We start from the raw sequence: 19,872 nt of genomic DNA, 5'->3' as shown, positions 1-19,872 counted from the left end.
AGGTCGACCAGCAGCGGGAAGCCCGTGTCGTCGGCTAGCGCCGCTGCTGCGTCGGCCAGGTCACGCTGCTGCGTCGGCGAGGTGGTGCGGTAGCACGCCATCGCGCTGAACACCGCCTGCCAGTCGGCTGTCCCGATCCTCTCGCCGAGCGCCGCGCCCGGCACCAGGTCGACCTCGTTGCCGTCGGGGTCGGTGTGACAGACCCCGAACGGTCCCGATGCCTCACCAAGACTCGCCTGCTCGACCGCCGCGGCCGGCCGCACCACGTCGAGGTGGATGCGGTTTCGCAACGGCCGTGGCTCGGTCGACTGCCGGATCCGTATCGCGGGGTCGCGCCGCAACGGATCCGCCAAACCGCCGTCCTCCCCAGGCGCGTAGTCGAGCACGCGCTGCCAGAACCGCCTCACCACAGACGGGTTCGCGGATTCGAACACGACGCTCAGGTGCTGCAGCACGGCAGGGTTCGCGGCCAGCCCGAGATCCCGCGCGGCCGCCGACACCGGCTCGGCGTGCTCGTCTGAGTCGAGGCGCACCCGCATGCCTGTCGCGCGCAGGTCGACCACGATCTCGGCCGACAGCTCCACGATGCGCCCGGCCAGCGCAGCCCCCTCAATCAGCGACGGCGCGTCGAACCATGCCGTCGCGACGCCATCGACCACCCGCCAATCCGTTCCGACCTCGGTCATGCCCGGCACCGCACAGCCCGTCTCCTTCCGTATAGTGATGATGTCCCGGCCGGGGCATTGAGGTACGCCGTTGATCATGATCAGGCTCGGCGTCACCTGATCGCGTACTGCCGGGCCGCGTGGCCGGCCACAAGGGATCATGGTAGCGATGGCCCGGGCGTCCACCATGCGGTCCCTCGCTTCGAGTTCGCCGTGGAGCTCGGTATGCCGACTCGATCGCGATCTCGACGTGTGTGCCGCTTGCGGTGTTCGCGATCGCGAGTGCACCGAATCGGCGTTCCGCGCTCGCACGAAACCCATCGCCACCCGCCACGGTTCGCCGTTCACAGCGCGCCACATCTGCCGATCGGTAGGCAAGGCTCGATGTGCTCCGGCGCGGCGCTGACCCTCGACCGCGACGACCTGGTCAGAGTCGTCGACCGTCTGCAGGCTGCGCTTGCCATCGCCGCCTGACCCGGCTGGGACACCACCGGGGCAGCGTGCAGATGCAACGGGATGAGCGACGAGAGCGGTGATGCGACGACGACATCGCGACGACGAACCCGCCGACAGGCGGGGGCTCGGCGCGGTAGGTCAGCGGGGGGCGGCGTTTCGCCGTGCCCTATCTCCTATCCCCGCTCCCCGCTTGGGCGTTCATCGGGCGTTTGTTAGCATCGTTCTGCGGGGTGGAGCAGTCCGGTAGCTCGCTGGGCTCATAACCCAGAGGTCACAGGTTCAAATCCTGTCCCCGCGACGAACACGAGGGGCGTCGGTGGACAAACCGACGCCCCTCGCCTCGTTCCCGCGCATAGACTCCCGGCATGCCACGCTCGTGGACCTGGACAACGCTCGCGCTCCCGGCCGTGGTGTTGGCCTCGCTGTCGCTACGCTCGGCCGCGGCGATCACCCCGGCGGGATCGTCGGTGGTGCGGACGCCGGCGGAGGCGAGCTACGACGTCCACCTGCGTTCCGGGGCCGCCGGGAGAACCTGGCGGGGGCATGGCTCAGTCACGTTCACCAACGTCGGCACGGGAACGCTTCCCGAGGTGTACCTGCGGGTGTGGTCCAACGGGGTGCTCGGCTGCGATCCCCGCTCGATCGCCGTCTCGAACGTGCAGGGCGGTGACGTCACCGACGAGCGCCTGGACTGCACCGAGATCGAGGTCACGCTCGACCAACCGCTCGGGCCCTCGGGCACCGCGACGATCTCGTACGACCTCGACATCGTGCTGCCCGACGAGGACGACCGGTTCGGGTTCCACCGTGGCCTCGCCCTGGCGGGCACGGCGCTCCCGATCCTCGCGGTGCGCGACGACGCAGGGTGGCATCGCGCGCCGTTCGAGAACCTCGGGGAGAGCTTCTATTCGGTGGTCGGCGACCACCAGGTCACGTTCGTCACCCCGCGCGCCCTCGACACCGCCGCCACCGGCGTCGTGACCGGTCGGCGCGAGACCGCGGCCGGCCGCATGCGCACGACGTACTCGGCGGAGGACGTGCGTGACTTCGCCTGGGCCGCCGGGCGGCTCCGCACCGTCGAGCGATCGGCAGGGAGCGCCGACGTGGTCGTGTCGTACCAGCCGAACGCCATCGGCCGCGCGAAGGCCCGCACCGTCGCGGCCGACGCCGTGACCGTGATGAAGTCGCTCGGGCGGGCCCTCGGCGAGTACCCCTACCCCGAGGTGGACGTGGTGCTCACCGGGTTCGGCGAGTTCGGCGGCATGGAGTACCCCACGATCGTGTTCGCCGGCCCGCTCCGCGACACGATCGCGCACGAGCTCGCTCATCAGTGGTTCTACGGGGTCGTGGGCAACGATCAGTACCACGAGCCGTGGCTCGACGAGTCGTTCGCGACCTGGGCTTCGCGGGAGCCGTTCGGGTCCGATCCGGGGTGCCGGGGGGTCGACTGGCCGAGCGCGGACACGGCGCTCACCAACGATATGGCCTACTGGGCAGAGCATCCGAGTCGGTACTGGGTGGTCTACCGCAGCGGTGCCTGCATGTTGGCGAACCTGTCGAAGCGGTTCGGGCATGACCGGTTCCTGCGAATCGTCGGCCGGTACGTCGGACGGCACCATCTGGACGTCGCCCGCACCGGGGACTTCATGGCCGCGATCGAGGCCGCGGCCGACCGGCATCTCGACGGCTTCGACGCCGCGGCCTACTGGCAACGTTGGAGGCTCGTTCCTGCCTGACCCCGGGGATCTGAGGGTCCCACGGGCGAGAGAACACGACTAGGATGGCCGAGTCGCATCCGAACGAAGGGGGAACGGCGTGGCCAGACGTGACGTGGTGGGGCAGCTCTCGCGTGTGCCCCTGTTCTCAGGCTGCTCCCGCAGGGATCTGCAGACGGTCGCTCGCGTCGTGAAGGACATCGACCACGCGTCCGGCACCGTGATCGCCCGCGAGGGCGAGCCGGGGGTCGGCCTCTTCGTGATCGTCGACGGCACCGCCGAGGTCACGATCGGCGGCGCGAAGAAGGCGTCGCTCGGCCCCGGGGACTTCTTCGGCGAGATCGCGCTGCTCGACGGTGGGCCGCGCACCGCCACGGTGACCGCGACCTCCGACATCGAGATGCTGGGTCTCACGGAGTGGGTGTTCAGGGGGTTGATGCAGGAGCACCCGTCCATCGCGGTGAAGACCTTGCAGCAGATGGCGAGCCGGCTGCGCAACGCCACCAAAGCGGCGACCGCCTGACGGCAGATCGCGGGGGACTCCGCGCCTCGTGGCCTTCCTGACACGCCCCGACGGCGCCCGGCTCTACCACGAGGAGCACGGCGATCCGGCCGCCGAGTCCATCGTGTTGCTCGAGGGCATGGGCGGCGACATCCCCGGATGGCGGCGCAACATCCCGCACCTCGCGGTCGAGCTGTACGTCGTCGCCTATGACCTGCGAGGCAACGGGAACTCGAGCGATCCCACCGGTTCGGTGACGATGGCCACGTTCGCGGATGACACGATCGCCCTGCTCGACGAGCTGGGCGTGGACCGAGCGCACGTGTACGGGCAGTCCTTCGGAGGCATGGTGGCGATCGAGCTCGTGCTCGCGCACCCTGGGCGGGTGCGCACCCTCGTGCTCGCCGCCACCCACTGCGGGGGTCAGCACGTCCTCGTCCCGGCCAGAAACACCGTGCCCAAGGGCGAGCCTTGGCGGTCGCTCTACGCGCCCGGCTTCCCCGACGAGCATCCCGAACACGTCGCCGAGGACCTCCGCATCGGAGCCCGGCAGCCGCGACATCCGCAGGGCGGGCGCCGACAATGGGAGGCGATGCAGGCCTTCGACGTTCACGACCGGCTCCCCGCGATCGAGGTGCCCACCCTCGTGCTGCACGGCACCGAGGATCGGATGGTCGCCTCCGAGAACGCGGAGTTGCTCGCCTCTCGCATCCCGGGCGCCGAGCTCGTGCTCCTCCACGGCGCGGGGCACCTGTACCACTCCGAGCGCGCCGAGGAAGCCGACGACGCGGTGCTCGACTTCGTCGGCCGGCATCGCCGATGAGTGGCGACCCGGCGCCAGAGGTGCGCGCGATCGCCGAGCGGCGAGCCGCAGCCCGGGCGGACAAGGACTTCGCGACGGCCGATGCGCTGCGCGACGAACTCGCCGCGGCCGGATGGACCGTCGTCGACGACGTCGAGGGTGGGTGGCACCTCGATCCGATGGTGGACCCCGGTCCGCCGCGCGCCCTCCGGGCGGCAGACGTGCCGTCGTTGCTCGACGCGCCGTCGACCGACGACGCGAGCGTGCACTGGGTCGTCGAGGGCTGGCCCGACGATATCGCGCGATCGATCACGTCGTTCCGGGAGCACCAGGGGCGACGTCGCGTGCGCTACGTGGTCGCCGACGTGACCGGCACCGACCCGTCGGCGTTCGGCGACGACGTGGATGTGATCCCGCTGAAGGCGGGCACGGGTTGGGGGGCGGCGATGAACGCCGGATTGCGTCGAGCGACCGGCCGCATCGTGCTGGCTGTCGATGGATCGATCGAGGCCGCTGGTGACGTGCTCGATCCGCTCGAGCGTGCGCTCACCGACCCCGCGGTCGGCATCGTCGGGCCGTTCGGCATCGTCACGCACGACCTGCGCGCGTTCGAGCCGTCGACAGGGCCGGGGCCCTGCGACGCGATCGAGGGGTACTGCATGGCGATGCGCCGCGAGGTGTTGGCCGACGTCGGGGGCTTCGACGAGCGGTTCCGCTGGTACCGAACCGCGGACGTCGAGCTGTCGTTCCGGGTCAAGGACCGGGGGCTGCGCACGGACGTCGTGCCGATCCCGGTCGTCAAGCACGAGCACCGCGCGTGGTTCGAGACCGACCCGGCAGAGCGCGCGAAGTGGTCGAAGCGGAACTTCTACCGCTTCCTGGATCGATGGCGGGGGCGGTGGGATCTCGTGCTGGACCCTCGTCCGCCTGACCGCAACTGACCGACGATCAGTCGACCGTCGGCATCGGCGGCGCCGGCGGCATCGAGATCTGCGGCGTGCGCTGCCGCTCCCGCTCGCGATCTTCCCTGGCGACGGCCGCCGCGGCCGCCGCGGACTCGCGTTGCTTGGTCTCCTCGTGCTGCCGCAGCTGCTCAGCGTCGGGGATGGGCTTCGTCCCGCCCGTGTAAGCCTCGAGGTCCTCGCCGTCGATCGTCTCGGTCACGAGCAGCAGGGCCGAGAGGCGGTCGAGCATGTCGCGATGGGCGTCGAGGATGCGCTCGGCCTGGTCATGGGCCTCGCTCAGCAGCCGCGAGACCTCCTCGTCGATCTTCTCGGCCGTGCCACTGGAGATGCGGGGTCCGCCTCCGAAGAACGCGTTCGGATCCTCCTGGCCGAGCGAGAGCGGGCCCACCTTGTCGCTCATGCCGTACTGGGACACCATCGCGCGCGCGATCTGCGTCGCCTTCTCGAGGTCGTTCTGGGCACCTGTCGAGACCTCGCCGTACACGATCTCCTCGGCGACGCGACCGCCCATCGCGTAGGCGAGCGTGTCCTTCAGCTCCGGCTCCGTCGCGAGGAACCGGTCCTCGATCGGACGGGTCATCGTGAGACCGAGCGCCGCGGTGCCGCGCGGGATGATCGTGATGCGGTGCACGGGATCGAGGTTCTCGGAGTAGTGCGCGACGAGCGCGTGGCCCATCTCGTGGGATGCCACCCGCGACTTCTCCTTCTCGCTCATCACGCGCGACTTGCGCTCCAAGCCCATCGATGCTCGGTCGATCGCCTCTTCGAGCTCGTCCATCGTCACGGAGTTCTTCTCACGGCGAGCGGCGAGCAGGGCAGCCTCGTTCACGACGTTCTCGAGGTCGGCACCCGTGAAGCCCGGCGTCCGCGCCGCGATCGTGCGCAGCTCGACGGTGGGGGAGAGCGCCACCCCGCGGGCGTGCACGCGCAGGATCTCCTCGCGCCCCCTCAGGTCGGGCCGGTCGACCACGACCTGCCGGTCGAACCGGCCCGGTCGCACGAGCGCGGGGTCGAGCACGTCGGGGCGGTTCGTCGCAGCCATGATGATGACGCCCTTCGAGGCGTCGAAGCCATCCATCTCGACGAGCAGCTGGTTCAGGGTCTGCTCACGCTCGTCGTGCGCGCCGAGCCCGGCACCGCTCACGCCCCCGCGACCCTTGCCGATCGTGTCGATCTCGTCGAGGAAGACCAGCGCCGGGGCCTTCTCCTTGGCCTGCTGGAACAACTCACGCACACGCGCGGCACCCAGGCCCACGAACATCTCGACGAACTCCGACCCGCTCATGAAGAAGAACGGCACGTTGGCCTCACCGGCGACCGCGCGCGCCAACAGCGTCTTGCCGCACCCGGGGGGCCCCAGCAGCAGCACGCCCTTGGGGATGCGCCCACCCAGCCGCTGGTACTTCTTCGGGTTCGAGAGGAACTCGACGATCTCGCGCAGCTCGTCCTTGGCCTCGTCGACGCCGGCGACGTCGGCGAACGTCGTCTTCATCTCCTTGCGGTCGTAGATCTTGACCTTGTTCTTGCCCATGTTCAGGGCGCCCGACGCACCCGCTCCCATGCGCCGGAACACGAACCAGTAGATGCCGATCATGATCAGCGCGAAGGGGAGGATGTTCACGAGCAGCGACAGGAACACGCTCGGCTGCTCGAACTCGAAGTTGATGTCGTTCTCCTGCAGGAACGTCGCGAGATCCTGCGTCTGGAAGTTGGGCGCCAGCGTCGTCGTGAAGTCCTGGGAGCCCTCGTCGGTCGTGAGGGCGCCCGTGATCGCAGAGTCGGAGATCTTGACCGTCGTCTCCGGATCGATCCGGTCTTCCTCGACGGCGGTGATGAATTCGTTGTATGTGATCGACCGGCGCTGAGTGTTCGAGAGCACGTTGTTGAACACCAGCAGGGCCACCAGCAGGATCGGCACCACCAACCACGGCGCGAACCTGGGCCGCGGCGTGCCGCCACCACCGGCGTTGTCGCCGCCGCCGCGGCGTGAGAACGGTGAACGGTCGTCGTTGTCGGGCATCGTGCTTCCTATCCTCCCATCGTCGTCGAGATATGCCAGGCCCTCCGCGACGAGATGGGCGGCGCCACGGTTCCTCCACACCCATCGGCAGGGTCGGCTCAGGTCTGGATGCGCGATACTGACCGCCCATGGCCCAGACCGCCGCCGCCGAAGATCCGGCCCTTCGCGAACGCTTCGAGCGCGACGTGCTCCCGCTGCTGCCCAGCCTGTACGCGGCCGCGCTGCGCATGACGCGGAACCCCGCCGACGCCGAGGACGTGGTACAGGACACCTACCTGCGCGCCTACCGAGGGTTCGCCTCCTTCCAGGAAGGCACGAACCTCAAGGCGTGGCTCTACCGCATCCTCACGAACAGCTACATCAACACGTACCGCAAGAAGCAGCGCGAACCCCAGACCGTCGAGGGGCCCGACGACATCGACGAGTGGTATCTCTACGACCGTCTGGGCGGGCGCAACGTGGAGCTGTCGGCCGAGACCGAGGTGCTCGATCGCATGCCCGACCAAGCGGTGAAGGACGCGCTCGAGTCCCTGCCCGAGAACTTCCGCTTGCCCGTGTTGCTGGCCGACGTCGAAGGGTTCAGCTACAAGGAGATCGCCGAGATCATGGACACCCCGATCGGCACCGTGATGTCCCGTCTGCACCGGGGAAGGAAAGCACTCCAGAAGGCGTTGTGGGACACGGCGAAGGAACGAGGACTGGTCGACGATGACGACGCCTGACTGCGGGCCCAACTGCATGGAGACGCTCCGAGAGATCGAGTCGTTCCTCGACGGGGAGCTCGACGCCACGGTCGAGCAGCAGATTCAGGTCCACCTGTCCGACTGCAACCCCTGCATGCAGCGCGCGGAGTTCCGTCGCCACGTGAAGGTCATGATCCGTGCCAAGTGCACGGGCGACGCTGTTCCCTCGGCGCTCGAGCATCGCATCAGGTCCCTGCTCGACGAGCCGCCTGTGGTGCAGTAGACAAGGACCATGCAGGAGCTCGGCACGGTCCTCGGGGTGTGGGCGCACCCGGACGACGACATCTACCTGTCGTCGGGTCTCATGGCCGTCGCGGCGGCGGCGGGGAACCGCGTGGTCGACGTGACCGCGACCCGCGGCGAGGGCGGGTCGATGGACGAGGATCGCTGGCCCTCCGAGCGCATGGCCGAGGTGCGGACGGTTGAGATGCGCCGCAGCCTCGACGTGCTCGGCGTCGAGGAGCACCGGTTCCTCGAGGGCCCGATCGACGTCGACATGCAGACCCCGCTGGACCCAGCGGGCGCCCGGCAGGTGGTCGAGATCATGCGTGAGGTGCAGCCCGACACGGTGCTGACGTTCGGACCCGACGGCATGACCGGCCACGAGGGACACAAGAGCGTCTCGTCGTGGGTCGATGCGGCGTTCGCGGACGCCGCGAAGCCCGGGGCTCGCCTCTTCCATGCGACGGCCACGCCCGAGTGGGCGCAGACGTGGCTGCCGAGGCTCGAGCCGTTCAACATCTTCCTGCCCGGCACCCCTCAGCTCGTGCCGCGCGAGGCGTTGGGGATCGACTTCACCCTGCCCGAGGACGTGCTCGATCTGAAGTGGGAAGCGATCCAGGCGCACGAGAGCCAGGTCGAGGGCCTCGTGCAGGTCTTCGGCGACCACATGCGTGAGTGGATGGCGGTGGAGTACTTCCGGCTGGCCGCCGAGAAGGACGCGTGATGGCCGAGCGTCCCGAGCCGGTCCGCGACCTCGACTGGGAGCCACAGCGGGCCCGGGCGTTCGTCGACGCGGTCGCCGACATCTACGAGGATCTGCTCTCGCGGCTCCCGCACCTGCCGGTGATCGTGGACGAGGGGCTCGACCAGGTGCGGGCGGGGGTCGTGGTCGATGTTCCCGATGAGCCGACGGCCGAGGCAGAGCTCGTCGACTACCTGCGGCGCATGACGTTCGAGCATTCGGCATTCCTCGGCCACCCTCGTTTCTACGCCTATGTCTCGGGCGCGGGCACCGTTCCGGGAGCGGCGGCGGAACTGCTTGCCGCGGGGATCAACATGAACGCCGGCGGCTGGCGCCTCGCGCCGTCGGCCGTCGAGATCGAGATGGCCCTCACCCGGTGGTTCGCCCAACGGATGTTCGGCATGCCAGATGGTTCCGCTGGCGCGCTCACGTCGGGAGGGGCGATGGCGAACCTGATCGCGCTGAAGGTCGCACGGGACTCCCGCGCAGGCTGGGACATCAGGGCCGAGGGCGTGGCTGCTGGTCCGCCGCTCGGCTTCTACCTCTCCAAGGAGACGCACGTAGTGTCGGATCGGGCTGCCGACATGCTGGGCGTCGGGGCGGACAACGTGCGGCACGTGCCGGTCGACGACGCTTACCGCATGCAGGTCGACGTCCTGCGGGACATGGTGGGTCGCGACCGTGCGGCGGGGGTGCGGCCGATCGCGGTCGTCGCCAACGCGGGCACGGTCTCGACGGGCGCGGTCGACGATCTCACGGCGGTCGCCGACGTCTGCCGCGACGAGGCGGTCTGGATGCACGTCGACGCCGCATACGGCGGACCCGCCATGCTTGCCGACGACCTGCGGCCGCTCCTCGAAGGCATCGAGCGCGCGGACTCGATCGCCTTCGACCCCCACAAGTGGCTATACACCCCGCACTCGGGGGGATGCGTGCTCGTGCGGGACCTCGAGCTGATGCGCCGTTCCTTCGACCTCGAGTACGTCTCCTACATCGTGAAGGACGAGGAACACACCGATTGGGGCGTCGACCTCGGCCGACACTCGCCCAACTTCAGTAGGGGCTTCTGGTCCCTCAAGGTCTGGATCTCGCTCCTCGCACACGGTCGCGACGCGTACGCTCGGCGCATCTCGCACGACGCCGCGTTGGCGCGCTACCTGGGGGCCCTCGTCGAGGAACGCGACGACTTCGAGCTGATGACCCCGGTGGTTCTGTCGATCACCTGCTTCCGCTACGTGCCCCCGGGCCTGCCGCCGCAAGGGTTCGAGGGTCGCGAGGAGTACCTCGACGACCTGAACGAGCGGATCATGACCGACATCCAGCTCGGGGGGCGCGTCTACTGTTCGAACGCCGTGCTGCGTGACCGCTTCTGCCTGCGGTCCTGCATCGTGAACTACCGGACCGAGGCCGAGGACGTCGAGGCGCTGGTCGAAATCGCTGCCGAGACTGGCGCGAGGCTCGACGCCGAGCTCCGGCCCGCGACGCTCAGTGCGGAGGCGCTGGCGTGAGCTCCTGGGCCTTGCTCGGGTCGGGCGAGTTCGAGCCGTGGTCAGAGGTCGCGGACCGTTGGCTCCTCGAGCGGGTGACGGGCGACGGTCGCGTCGTGATCGCGCCCACGGCCTCGTCCCGCGAGGGCGACGCCGTGTTCGAGGAGTGGGGGCGCAAGGGATTGGAGCACTTCGCCTCGATCGACGTCGAGGCAGAGGTGCTGCCGGTGCGCACCCGCGATGACGCCGGGCGCGACGAGCTCGCGGCGCGGCTCGAGGAGGCGTCGGTCGTCTACTTCTCGGGAGGCAACCCGGCCCACCTCTCCCACGTGCTGCGCGACACCGCGGTGTGCGCCGCGCTCCTACGCGGTATCGCCCGGGGCATGGGGTACGCCGGATGCAGCGCCGGGGTCGCCTGTCTGACCGAGACGACGTTCGACAGCGACAGTGACGACTTCGGCGCGATCTTCAAGCCGGGCCTCGGCATCGTGCGCGAGACCCTCTTCGGGCCGCATTGGGACATGATCGATACATGGGTGCCGGGCGCGTCCGAGTTCATCGTCTCGTCGGTCGCCGACGGGCACGCGTTCGTCGGCATCGATGAGCAGACGGCGATGCTCGGCGACGGTGAGCGTTGGCAGGTGCGCGGACGCGGCTGCGTGCACGTCCGACGCGACGGCGAGTTCGCGCGCTACGGCGACGGTGATCGCTTCGACCTGCCACTCCCGATCGATGGGCGAGGCACCGGCACCCCGCAGGTGTAGGGAGGTGGCGCCGTGAGCCACGTGTGCTGGCCCGAGCACCGGGCGATCCCGATGGAGCCCATCGCCCGCAGGAGTTCGTGCCCCGCGAGGACTGCGTGACGCCGGTGCCGGCCTGGAAGACGGGGGAGTAGTGGCCGACGTGCTGCCCGAGGCCGATCCGGCGCGCGACCCGGACCGGCCGGTCGCCTGATCGGGATCGCGGAGCCGGTGGCCCTGGGCGCCTCCGGCCGCAACTCGTAGGGTGACGGGTCGATGACCGCCCGCCCGCAGCTCACGCGCACGTCACCGATCGAGGATCGGGCCCCGGTGTTGATCCGACGCCTCTCGAAGGCCTATCCCGACGCGCACGTCGCGCTCAACTTCTCGAAACCGCTCGAGTGCCTCGTCGCGACGATCCTGTCGGCCCAGTGCACCGACGAGAAGGTGAACGAGGTCACCGCGACACTCTTCCGCAAGTACGGCAGCGCCGCCGACTACCTGGCCGTGCCCGAGGACGAGCTCAAGGCCGACATCAGGCCGACAGGTTTCTTCAACCAGAAGGCCGCGTCGCTTCGAGCAGCGTGCGAGCGCATCGTCACGGTCTACGGCGGCGAGGTGCCCGACACGATGGAGGATCTGACCACCCTGCGTGGCGTAGCGCGCAAGACCGCGAACATCGTGCTCGGGAACTCGTTCGGGAAGGTCGAAGGCATCGCCGTCGACACCCACGTGCGGCGGCTGGCGAACCGGCTCGGGTTCAGCGAGCACTCCGATGCCGACAAGATCGAGCAGGACCTGATGCGCTTGATCCCTCGCAAGCGTTGGTTCGGGTTCAGCTACGTTCTGATCGACCACGGCCGCGCGATCTGTCAGGCCAAGAGGCCTCTGTGCGGTGACTGCCCCGTGGAGGATCTGTGCCCGTCCAGCAGGGTGTGACCGGGGTTCACCCCACCCCGACGAGCTCGTCATCGGGACGGGCAGGCTCCACCAGGGCCGCCGCGGCGGCCGCCCGCCGTCGTGCTCGCCTGATCTCCCGTCGATCCTCCTCGCCGAGGCCGCCCCAGACCCCGGCGTCCTGGCAGGTGTCGAGCGCCCACGCGAGGCACGCCGTTCGCACCAGGCACCCCTCGCACACCTCGATCGCTCGGGCCGTCTGTTCGATCGATCGACCCGTGGTGCCGATCGGGAAGAAGAGCTCGGGATCCTCGCCGATACAGCCCGCCTGCCCGATCCACCAGGTCTCGCGCGGGTCGTGCTTGAACTTCGGTTCAATCATCGAACCACCTTCTCACGGGCCTGGACGACGGTTCCCCTGCGTGGCGCGGAGCCTATTATCTGAACGACGGTTCAGTCAAGGAACGACGTGATGGTCTTCCGACGCAAGCGACTGCCGGCCGAGCTGGAGCCCTCGCTCGAGGCGTTCGAGCGCGTGCTGGGCGAGGTCGAGCCGGCAAAGCAGGCGCTCACCGAGGTGATGCCGACCACCCGCCTGCCGGGGCGTCCGCTTCCCGACGCCCTCGCGGAGTTCGAGGAACGCCTCGGCCGCGCGCGCGGGGCCATGGCGGCGTGGCGTCGTCCCGAGATGGAGCAGGAGTGGGATGCGTGCCTCGCCGGCATTGACGAAGCCCTCGAGCGTGCCCGGCGGCTGCGTGAGAGTGCCCCCGACCTCGGCGGGTTCGAGGGGCTGATCTGGGCGGTGGAGAACCTGCTCGACCCGCTGGAACCGTTCCAGGCGGCTGCCGAGCGCTTCCGGTCGCTGCGGGTGGCGGTGCGATGACCGCGCGGCGTCCCGTGGGCGAGCCCGTGGACGGCGGTCCCGCGGTACGCCCGGTCGCCGGCGCGATCGACGGCCGGTTCATCCGGCTGGAGCCCCTGGACCCCGAGGCGCACGCGCCGGGCCTCTACCAGCGATCGCACGCGACGGCCGAGGACGAGGAGATCTGGACGTACATGACCTACGGGCCGTTCGACGGGCTCGAGGAGATGCGCGCCTGGCTCGTCGCCGGCGCCGTATCGACGGACCCGTTGTTCTTCACGGTGGTGGATCGAGACGCGGCCGAGCCGATCGGGGTCGTCAGCCTCATGAGCATCGATCCGGCGATGCGCCGGCTCGAGCTGGGGAACATCTGGTACGTGCGATCGGCGCAGCGGGGCCGTGCCAACACCGAGGCGGCCTACCTGCTGCTCCGCGAGGCGTTCGACACGTGGGGGTACCGGCGCGCCGAGTGGAAGTGCGACGCGTTGAACGCTCGCTCGCGGGTGGCGGCTGAGCGGCTCGGGTTCACGTTCGAGGGTGTCTTCCGCTCGCACATGATCGTGAAGGGCCGCAACCGGGACACCGCATGGTTCTCGATGCTGGCCGAGGAGTGGCCGGTCCGACGGGCCGCGATGGAACGCTGGCTCGAGGCGGAGCCGGGCACGGTCTCGCTCCGCGAGCTCATGCCCGCGTCCCGAGCCGGCTGACCGCACGCGCGCTTCCGTATCGTGGGGCGGTGACCGTCGTCAGCCTCGTGAACGTCGAGAAGTCCTACGGCTCCTGGCCCGTGCTGCAGGGGGCCGACCTCGAGGTACCCGACGGGGCCCGCATCGGCGTCGTGGGTCCGAACGGCGCGGGGAAGTCGACGCTCCTGCGCATCCTGCAGGGTGTCGAAGCGCCCTCGGGTGGCGAGGTGGTGCGGCGCAAGGATCTGGTGATCGCCTATCTGGAGCAGCATGTGGACGGCGACGATCGCACGCCGGAACAGACGGTGCTGGCCGCGCGGCCCGACATCGCCGCCCTCGACGCTGAGATGCGAACCGTGGAGGCGGAGCTCGGCCGGCCTGAGGTGGTGGCCGACCTCGCCCGCATGGATCGGGTGCTCACGCACCAGCAGGATCTGCTGGATCGGTGGGTCGCCTCGGGCGGAGCCGGCCTCGCCGGCGAGGCACGCGCGACGCTCGTCTCGCTCGGCCTCGACGGCGATGACCTGGCGCTGCCGACCTCAGCGCTCTCCGGGGGGCAGCGCAAGCTCGTCGCGCTCGCTGCCTGCCTGATCCGCCAGCCCGACCTGCTCCTGCTCGACGAGCCCGAGACCCACCTCGACGCCGATCGCCGCGCTCGCCTCGAGTCGATCGTCGCCGAGTTCCCAGGCGCCGTGGTGACGGTGTCGCACGACCGGTACCTGCTCGACGAGACCGTCTCGCGCATCGCCGAGCTCGACGGCGGCCGCATCACGATGTGGCCGGGGAACTACTCGGCGTACGCGGTCGCGAAGGAGATCGCGCTCAGACGACAGCAGCAGCTCTACGTGACCCAGCAGAAGGAGATCGAACGACTCGAGGAGGCGGTGAAGCGGTTCGAGCACTGGGCCCGCATCGTCGTCAACAAGCGTCACATCACCCAGGCACGAAACAAGCAGCGCCAGATCGACCGAATGGACAAGATCGACAAGCCTGTCTTCGAGCGTCGCAGGATCGCGCTCGAGATGCGGGCGGCAGAGCGTGGCGGCGCCAAGGTCGTCGAGCTCCATGACGTCACCGTCGCCTTCGACGGCGACCCCGTGCTGCTCGGGTGCGACGTCCAGATCCACCGGGGCGAGCGCATCGGCATGATCGGCGCGAACGGCGCGGGGAAGTCCGTCCTCGGCACCGTGCTCGCCGGACTGCGCGAACCCGACGAAGGGCGTCGCTGGGTGGGGCCGTCCGTGCGGATCGGCTATCTGGCGCAGGGTCATGAGACGGAGCCGCCCGACCGCACGCCGATCGAGTTCGTCCGCGACGTGAAGCCGATGTACGAGGAAGACGCGGTCGCCCTGCTGGGAAGGTTCCTGTTCCGCTACGACCAGATGCGTCAGCCGGTGGGCACGCTCTCCGGAGGCGAACGGACCCGCCTGCAGCTCTGCCTGCTGATGCTCTCGGGCGCGAACTGCCTGCTGCTCGACGAGCCGACGAACCACCTCGACATCGACTCGATGGAGGTCCTCGAGTCCGCGCTCGAGTCCTATGACGGCACGGTGATCGTGATCAGCCACGACCGGTACCTTCTCGACCGCATCCCGGATCGCATCGTGGAGGTCCGCGACGGCCAGGCGTTCTCGTCGCCGGGCGGGTACGACGACTGGCTCGAAGCCCGGGGCCGGATCCCGGCGTGAGCGCGGACGCGCTCGCGGCGATCCAGCACGAGGTCGTCGCGTGCCTGGCGTGCCCGCGACTGGTCGAGTGGCGGGAGCGGACCGCGCGAGAGAAGGTCGCGCGGTTCGCTGACGAGACCTATTGGGGACGACCGGTGCCCGGGTTCGGCGATCCCCGTGCCGGCGTGCTCGTGCTGGGGCTCGCTCCGGCCGCCCACGGCGGCAATCGAACGGGCCGGATCTTCACGGGGGACCGCTCCGGCGACTTCCTGTTCGGATCGATGTTCCGGGCGGGACTCGCGAACCAGCCGGCGAGCGTCGCGATCGACGACGGCCTGCGGTTGCGAGGCGCGTACGTGACGGCGGTCGTCCGCTGTGCCCCGCCGGCGAACCGGCCCACGCCGCAGGAGCGCGACCGGTGCCTCCCGTACCTCGTGCGCGAGATCGACGCGCTGGATCGGCTCCGCGTCGTGGTCGCGCTCGGCTCGTTCGGCTGGGACGGCGCGCTGCGCGCGTTCGCGGCGCTCGGTCACCCGATCAGGCCGAAGCCTCGGTTCGGTCACGGCGCCGAGGTCGCGGTCGGCCCCTACACGCTGCTCGGATGCTTCCACCCGTCGCAGCAGAACACCTTCACCGGGAAGCTCACGGTGCCGATGATGGATACGGTGATGGCGCGCGCCGCGTCGCTGGCCGGGACCGCTCCATAGGCGGCCAGGAACGTCGCAGCGGGCGCCCCGAGCTGGAGGCGCCACCGTGTCCCGTGCCCTTCGAACCCTGGCCCGGTCGTTGGTGGCGATCGCCATCCCGACCGTCGCCTCGTTGACCGTCGCCTCGCCGCGAGCCGTCGCCGGCGGTTCCTGCCTGGACCGATTCGTCGGAACGCCGGGGGACGACCGGATGGTGGGGACCCCCAAGGGCGAGTCGATCTGCGGGATGGGCGGCAACGACGTCATCCTGGGCAAGGGGGGAAACGACGTGCTCTACGGCGGCGACGGAGCCGATGAGTTGAATGGCGGCGGCGGCAACGACGTCATCTACGGCGGGCCGGACGACGATCGCATGTTCGGCGCTGCCGTGCACGACATCATCAAGGGCGAAGGGGGCGCGGACTACGGGGTCGGCGGCGTGGGCAACGACTACGTCTACGGGGGACCCGATCCCGACCTCCTGCTGTACGGCCAGAGCGGGCGTGACTACGTGAGCGGCGAAGGCGGCGCCGACCGGTGCCTCGCGGTGATCGACGGTGACGGCGAGGACACCGTGAAGGGTGGCCAGGGGTACGACACGTTCGCCGCCGACCCGGGCGACACGATGAGCTCGGTCGAGCGGCGCCGCAACGGCTGCGCCGACGGCTAGCCCCGGGCCGGGAATAGTCGTCGCACCCGCGACGTATCCTCGAACACATGGGTCGCCACCGAGGATTCTTCGCCGTGAGCCCCGTCGAGGAGGACCAACGCCCGGTCGACCGGGCGACGGTGCGGCGGGTGATCGACACCTTCAAGCCGTACAAGCGCACGACCGCGCTGGTGGCGATCGCGATCGTGCTCACGTCGGGCCTGGGTGTGATCAACCCCCTGCTGATCGCCGAGATCTTTAACAACGCGCTCTTCGGCGAGCAGGGGTCCTGCGCCGGCGAGTCCTGCCCCAACCTTCCCCTGCTGTACTCGCTCGTGGCCTTGATGATCGCCGTGCCGATCGTCACGAGCTTGATCGGCATCGCGCAGACCTACTGGGCGAACCAGGTCGGACTCAAGGTGATGCAGGACCTGCGCAACGCCTTGTACGCGCACCTGCAACACATGCCCCTGCGGTTCTTCACCGCGACCCGCACCGGCGAGATCCAGTCTCGGCTCTCGAACGACGTCGGCGGCGTGCAGTCGGTGGTCACCGATACCGCGTCGAACGTGCTCGCCAACGTCGTGACGATCATCAGCACGCTGATCGCGATGCTCGTGCTCTCGGTGCCGCTCACGGTCCTGTCGTTGGCGTTGATGCCCCTCTTCCTCTGGCTCACGGTGAAGGTGGGCCGGGCCCGTCGCGAGGTGGCGACCAGCACCCAGAAGACGCTGGCCGACCTCACCGCGATCACCGAGGAGACGCTCTCGGTGAGCGGCATCCTGCTGTCGAAGTCGTTCGGGCGACAGCGGCACGAGATCGGACGCTTCCGCGAGGAGAACGAGCGACTCACGGGGTTCCAGATCCGACAGACGATGATCGGCCGGTCGTTCTTCGCCGTCGTGGGCACGTTCTTCTCGATCACGCCCGCGCTCGTGTACCTGGTGGCGGGGTGGCAGCTCTCGACCGATCCGACCGCGATCGATGCGGGCACGATCGTCGCGTTCACGACCCTGCAGTCCCGGCTGTTCTTCCCGATCGGCTCGATGCTGCAGGTCTCGACCGAGGTCCACTCCTCGCTCGCGCTCTTCGACCGCATCTTCGAGTACCTCGACCTCCGCCACGACATCCAGGACGCCCCGAACGCCGTGACCCTCGACCCGACCGAGGTCCGTGGAGCCGTTGAGCTGCGCGACGTCAGGTTCCGATACGACGAGCCGCGGGAGCGTGCGACGCCGACGTCGCCGACCGACCTCGAGGCCGCGAACGAGTCCCCGAGGGAGTGGACGCTCGACGATGTGTCGATGCGCATCGAGCCGGGGCAGCTCGCGGCGCTCGTCGGCCCGAGCGGCGCCGGCAAGACGACGATCACCTACCTCGTGCCTCGCCTGTACGACGTGCAGGAGGGCTCGATCACGATCGACGGGCGGGACGTTCGGGGCGTCACGCTCGAGTCGCTCGGCGACAACATCGGGGTGGTGACGCAGGAGACCTACCTGTTCCACACGACGATCCGGCGCAACCTCGAGTACGGGCGGCCCGACGCGACGCAGGAGGAGCTGGAGGCGGCCGCACGGGCGGCCTACATCCACGACCGGATCGTGGAGCTCCCCGAGGGCTACGACACGATCGTCGGCGAGCGCGGTTACAAGCTCTCCGGCGGCGAGAAGCAGCGGCTCGCGATCGCGCGCGTGATCCTGAAGGACCCGCGCATCCTGATCCTCGACGAGGCGACGTCGTCGCTCGACTCGACGAGCGAGCGGCTCGTGCAGGCGGCGCTGGAACCCTTGATGCAGGGCCGGACGACGCTCGCGATCGCCCACCGGCTGTCCACGATCCTCAAGGCCGACGTGATCTTCGTGCTCGATCGCGGCCGGGTCGTCGAACACGGTACCCACGACGAGCTGCTGGAGCGGGGCGGCCTCTACGCCCAGCTCTACGAGCAGCAGTTCCGGGGCGGCCTCGTGCAGGCGGAGTGCGAGGATGGCGTGATCCTCGCGAGCGGCGAGGTCGTCCGACCCGGCGCCTAGTCGATCGGGCGACGGTACGTCAGCAGCACGAACCCGTCGGGGAACACCCGATCGTCGAGGCGTTCGAACCCGAGTGCCTCGTACATGCGCTGGGCGTCACCCATGCGCTCGGTCGTGTGCAGCGTCATGAACGTCTTGCCCTCGTGCCGGGCCCGCTCGAAGCACGCCGACATCAGCGCCCTGGCGACCCCGCGGCGGCGGACGTCCGGGTGCACGCCCAGCATCCGGATGTGGCACTCCTCGGGGTGCAGGGTCGGGTCGTCCTCGACGCGATCGAACAGCTCCAGGGTCGCGCTGCCGACGATCTGCTCGCCGTCGAGGGCGACGAAGATGGTGGTGCGCTCAGCCCTTCCTTCGACGTCGGCGATCGCGCCGAGATACTCGTGCCAGTCGTCGTCACCGTCGACGACGAACTGGCGGTACGCCTCGGCCGTGACGCGGCCGGTCTCCGCGTATTCGTGCGGAGCGGCCTCCCGCACGGTCACGGGTGACTCCCCACCGCTCATCCGACGACGCTGATCCCGAGGGCGAGACCGATCAGATAGGTCACGACCGCGGCGGCCCCGCCGATCGCGAGCATGCGCAGCCCGGAGAGCAGCGGCGAGCGCCCCGTGACCCTCGCGGTCACCGCGCCCACCCCGAGCAGCGCGATGCCGGTGACCACGGCCGATACGAGCACACCTGCGGAGCCCGACGTCACGAGGAACGGAACCAGCGGTACCAAGGCCCCGAGCGAGAACGTGACGAAGGAGGATGCCGCCGCTCCCCACGGGGAACCGAGTCCCTCGTCGGGATCGATGCCGAGCTCCTCCCGAGCGTGCGCGTCGAGAGCGGTGGCGGGGTCCCTCGACAGCTCGGTGGCCAACGCGGCGGCAAGCTCCGTCGGGACGCCCTTCGCTCGGTAGATGTCGGCGAGCTCTGCCTGCTCGCCGTCGGGGTCGCTCCCCAGCTCGTGCGCCTCCAGGTGCAGCATGCGTTCGAGCACCTCGCGCTGCACCCGCATCGACACGTACTCGCCGGCTCCCATCGAGAATGCGCCCGCGAGCAGCCCGGCGATGCCTGCCAGCACGATCACGCTGCCGGTCTCCCCGGCGCCCGCGAACCCCATGATCAGCGCGGCGTTGGAGACCAACCCGTCGTTCACGCCGAAGATCGCCGCGCGCAGGGTGCCGGTCTTCCCCGCCCCGGGCCGCTGCTCATCGTCGACCGGTCCCGAGTGCGGGAGCAACGGCTCGCTGCGGCTGCGCATGCGGCGGCGTGTCGCCAGCAGCTCGGGGAGCATGCTCTTGGTTCGCGCGTCCTCCGGTGGCAGCAGCTCGCTCACGTGGACGAGCAT

General features: G+C 69.6%; 21 protein-coding genes and 1 tRNA gene. 17 read left to right on the top strand and 5 right to left on the bottom strand.

Annotation, left to right across the window (positions count from 1 at the left end; translation table 11 throughout):
* The coding region (locus VFI59_17425) for a VOC family protein (protein HET6715479.1) at nt 1-854 on the bottom strand (854 nt) is incomplete at its 3' end.
* A 491-nt stretch (nt 855-1,345) separates the two neighbouring features.
* Between VFI59_17425 and VFI59_17420 the strand changes: the two genes are divergently transcribed.
* The 5 genes from VFI59_17420 (at nt 1,346) to VFI59_17400 (ending at nt 5,081) form a co-directional block, all read left to right on the top strand.
* Nucleotides 1,346-1,419 (top strand) — tRNA-Met (locus tag VFI59_17420).
* Between the two features lie 67 nt (nt 1,420-1,486).
* Nucleotides 1,487-2,857 (top strand): M1 family metallopeptidase, encoded by a 1,371-nt coding sequence (locus VFI59_17415; GenBank protein ID HET6715478.1) that lies wholly within the window; start codon nt 1,487-1,489, stop codon nt 2,855-2,857.
* 79 nt (nt 2,858-2,936) lie between these two features.
* Nucleotides 2,937-3,359: a cyclic nucleotide-binding domain-containing protein gene (locus VFI59_17410; protein HET6715477.1), complete on the top strand. Its 423-nt coding sequence runs from the start codon at nt 2,937-2,939 to the stop codon at nt 3,357-3,359.
* 28 nt (nt 3,360-3,387) lie between these two features.
* On the top strand, nt 3,388-4,161 hold the full coding sequence (locus VFI59_17405) for an alpha/beta fold hydrolase (GenBank protein HET6715476.1): 774 nt from the start codon (nt 3,388-3,390) through the stop codon (nt 4,159-4,161).
* On the top strand, nt 4,158-5,081 hold the full coding sequence (locus tag VFI59_17400) for a glycosyltransferase (protein HET6715475.1): 924 nt from the start codon (nt 4,158-4,160) through the stop codon (nt 5,079-5,081). Before VFI59_17405 ends, VFI59_17400 begins: the two co-directional genes overlap by 4 nt.
* A 7-nt stretch (nt 5,082-5,088) precedes the next feature.
* On the opposite strand, the gene ftsH is transcribed toward VFI59_17400, so the two are convergent.
* Entirely contained in the window at nt 5,089-7,125 is a 2,037-nt protein-coding gene (gene ftsH / locus VFI59_17395; GenBank protein ID HET6715474.1) for an ATP-dependent zinc metalloprotease FtsH, read from the bottom strand.
* Between the two features lie 128 nt (nt 7,126-7,253).
* Between ftsH and VFI59_17390 the strand changes: the two genes are divergently transcribed.
* From VFI59_17390 to nth, 6 genes are all read left to right on the top strand, one after another.
* Complete coding sequence (locus tag VFI59_17390; protein HET6715473.1) at nt 7,254-7,847, top strand: sigma-70 family RNA polymerase sigma factor; 594 nt, start codon at nt 7,254-7,256, stop codon at nt 7,845-7,847.
* Entirely contained in the window at nt 7,834-8,091 is a 258-nt protein-coding gene (gene rsrA / locus VFI59_17385; GenBank protein ID HET6715472.1) for a mycothiol system anti-sigma-R factor, read from the top strand. Before VFI59_17390 ends, rsrA begins: the two co-directional genes overlap by 14 nt.
* A 9-nt stretch (nt 8,092-8,100) precedes the next feature.
* Complete coding sequence (locus VFI59_17380; GenBank protein HET6715471.1) at nt 8,101-8,814, top strand: PIG-L family deacetylase; 714 nt, start codon at nt 8,101-8,103, stop codon at nt 8,812-8,814.
* Complete coding sequence (locus VFI59_17375) at nt 8,814-10,340, top strand: pyridoxal-dependent decarboxylase (protein HET6715470.1); 1,527 nt, start codon at nt 8,814-8,816, stop codon at nt 10,338-10,340. The genes VFI59_17380 and VFI59_17375 overlap by 1 nt, the downstream gene beginning before the upstream one ends.
* Nucleotides 10,337-11,083 carry a Type 1 glutamine amidotransferase-like domain-containing protein gene (locus VFI59_17370; protein ID HET6715469.1) on the top strand — a complete coding sequence of 249 codons (747 nt, stop codon included), beginning with the start codon at nt 10,337-10,339 and terminating at the stop codon, nt 11,081-11,083. Before VFI59_17375 ends, VFI59_17370 begins: the two co-directional genes overlap by 4 nt.
* Nucleotides 11,084-11,335: 252 nt before the next feature.
* Entirely contained in the window at nt 11,336-11,998 is a 663-nt protein-coding gene (gene nth / locus VFI59_17365) for an endonuclease III (GenBank protein HET6715468.1), read from the top strand.
* Between the two features lie 7 nt (nt 11,999-12,005).
* Here nth and VFI59_17360 read toward each other — a convergent pair whose 3' ends face one another.
* Nucleotides 12,006-12,338 carry a WhiB family transcriptional regulator gene (locus VFI59_17360; protein ID HET6715467.1) on the bottom strand — a complete coding sequence of 111 codons (333 nt, stop codon included), beginning with the start codon at nt 12,336-12,338 and terminating at the stop codon, nt 12,006-12,008.
* Nucleotides 12,339-12,428: 90 nt separating this feature from the next.
* Between VFI59_17360 and VFI59_17355 the strand changes: the two genes are divergently transcribed.
* From VFI59_17355 to VFI59_17330, 6 genes are read left to right on the top strand one after another with little or no spacing between them, the layout of a single operon-like run.
* Nucleotides 12,429-12,839: a hypothetical protein gene (locus VFI59_17355; GenBank protein HET6715466.1), complete on the top strand. Its 411-nt coding sequence runs from the start codon at nt 12,429-12,431 to the stop codon at nt 12,837-12,839.
* Entirely contained in the window at nt 12,836-13,525 is a 690-nt protein-coding gene (locus VFI59_17350) for a GNAT family protein (protein HET6715465.1), read from the top strand. The genes VFI59_17355 and VFI59_17350 overlap by 4 nt, the downstream gene beginning before the upstream one ends.
* Before the next feature lie 29 nt (nt 13,526-13,554).
* The gene (locus VFI59_17345; protein HET6715464.1) at nt 13,555-15,192 is read left to right on the top strand and encodes an ABC-F family ATP-binding cassette domain-containing protein; all 1,638 of its coding nucleotides are present in this window, start codon (nt 13,555-13,557) and stop codon (nt 15,190-15,192) included.
* Complete coding sequence (locus VFI59_17340; protein HET6715463.1) at nt 15,189-15,878, top strand: uracil-DNA glycosylase; 690 nt, start codon at nt 15,189-15,191, stop codon at nt 15,876-15,878. The genes VFI59_17345 and VFI59_17340 overlap by 4 nt, the downstream gene beginning before the upstream one ends.
* Nucleotides 15,879-15,924: 46 nt before the next feature.
* Nucleotides 15,925-16,527 carry a calcium-binding protein gene (locus tag VFI59_17335; GenBank protein ID HET6715462.1) on the top strand — a complete coding sequence of 201 codons (603 nt, stop codon included), beginning with the start codon at nt 15,925-15,927 and terminating at the stop codon, nt 16,525-16,527.
* Nucleotides 16,528-16,574: 47 nt separating this feature from the next.
* Nucleotides 16,575-18,536, top strand: a complete 1,962-nt coding sequence (locus VFI59_17330) for an ABC transporter ATP-binding protein (GenBank protein ID HET6715461.1) — start codon at nt 16,575-16,577, stop codon at nt 18,534-18,536.
* Here VFI59_17330 and VFI59_17325 read toward each other — a convergent pair.
* The gene (locus VFI59_17325) at nt 18,533-19,042 is read right to left on the bottom strand and encodes a GNAT family N-acetyltransferase (protein HET6715460.1); all 510 of its coding nucleotides are present in this window, start codon (nt 19,040-19,042) and stop codon (nt 18,533-18,535) included. The genes VFI59_17330 and VFI59_17325 overlap by 4 nt on opposite strands.
* Nucleotides 19,039-19,860: a VIT1/CCC1 transporter family protein gene (locus VFI59_17320; protein ID HET6715459.1), complete on the bottom strand. Its 822-nt coding sequence runs from the start codon at nt 19,858-19,860 to the stop codon at nt 19,039-19,041. Before VFI59_17320 ends, VFI59_17325 begins: the two co-directional genes overlap by 4 nt.
* Nucleotides 19,861-19,872 lie beyond the last annotated feature (12 nt).

Source organism: Actinomycetota bacterium (assembly GCA_035697485.1).
GTDB lineage: Bacteria > Actinomycetota > UBA4738 > UBA4738 > HRBIN12 > JAOUEA01.
Note: the sequence above shows the minus strand (reverse complement) of the source record. Positions and strands in the feature narration are given on the sequence as shown.

Bases quoted from the DNA above. Each gene is read 5' to 3' on its own strand.
- VFI59_17415 (HET6715478.1), top strand. From the start codon at position 1,487: ATGCCACGCTCGTGGACCTGGACAACGCTCGCGCTCCCGGCCGTGGTG.
- VFI59_17400 (HET6715475.1), top strand. From the start codon at position 4,158: ATGAGTGGCGACCCGGCGCCAGAGGTGCGCGCGATCGCCGAGCGGCGA.
- ftsH (HET6715474.1), bottom strand. From the start codon at position 7,125: ATGCCCGACAACGACGACCGTTCACCGTTCTCACGCCGCGGCGGCGGC.
- VFI59_17390 (HET6715473.1), top strand. From the start codon at position 7,254: ATGGCCCAGACCGCCGCCGCCGAAGATCCGGCCCTTCGCGAACGCTTC.
- rsrA (HET6715472.1), top strand. From the start codon at position 7,834: ATGACGACGCCTGACTGCGGGCCCAACTGCATGGAGACGCTCCGAGAG.
- VFI59_17380 (HET6715471.1), top strand. From the start codon at position 8,101: ATGCAGGAGCTCGGCACGGTCCTCGGGGTGTGGGCGCACCCGGACGAC.
- VFI59_17375 (HET6715470.1), top strand. From the start codon at position 8,814: ATGGCCGAGCGTCCCGAGCCGGTCCGCGACCTCGACTGGGAGCCACAG.
- nth (HET6715468.1), top strand. From the start codon at position 11,336: ATGACCGCCCGCCCGCAGCTCACGCGCACGTCACCGATCGAGGATCGG.
- VFI59_17360 (HET6715467.1), bottom strand. From the start codon at position 12,338: ATGATTGAACCGAAGTTCAAGCACGACCCGCGCGAGACCTGGTGGATC.
- VFI59_17355 (HET6715466.1), top strand. From the start codon at position 12,429: ATGGTCTTCCGACGCAAGCGACTGCCGGCCGAGCTGGAGCCCTCGCTC.
- VFI59_17350 (HET6715465.1), top strand. From the start codon at position 12,836: ATGACCGCGCGGCGTCCCGTGGGCGAGCCCGTGGACGGCGGTCCCGCG.
- VFI59_17330 (HET6715461.1), top strand. From the start codon at position 16,575: ATGGGTCGCCACCGAGGATTCTTCGCCGTGAGCCCCGTCGAGGAGGAC.
- VFI59_17325 (HET6715460.1), bottom strand. From the start codon at position 19,042: ATGAGCGGTGGGGAGTCACCCGTGACCGTGCGGGAGGCCGCTCCGCAC.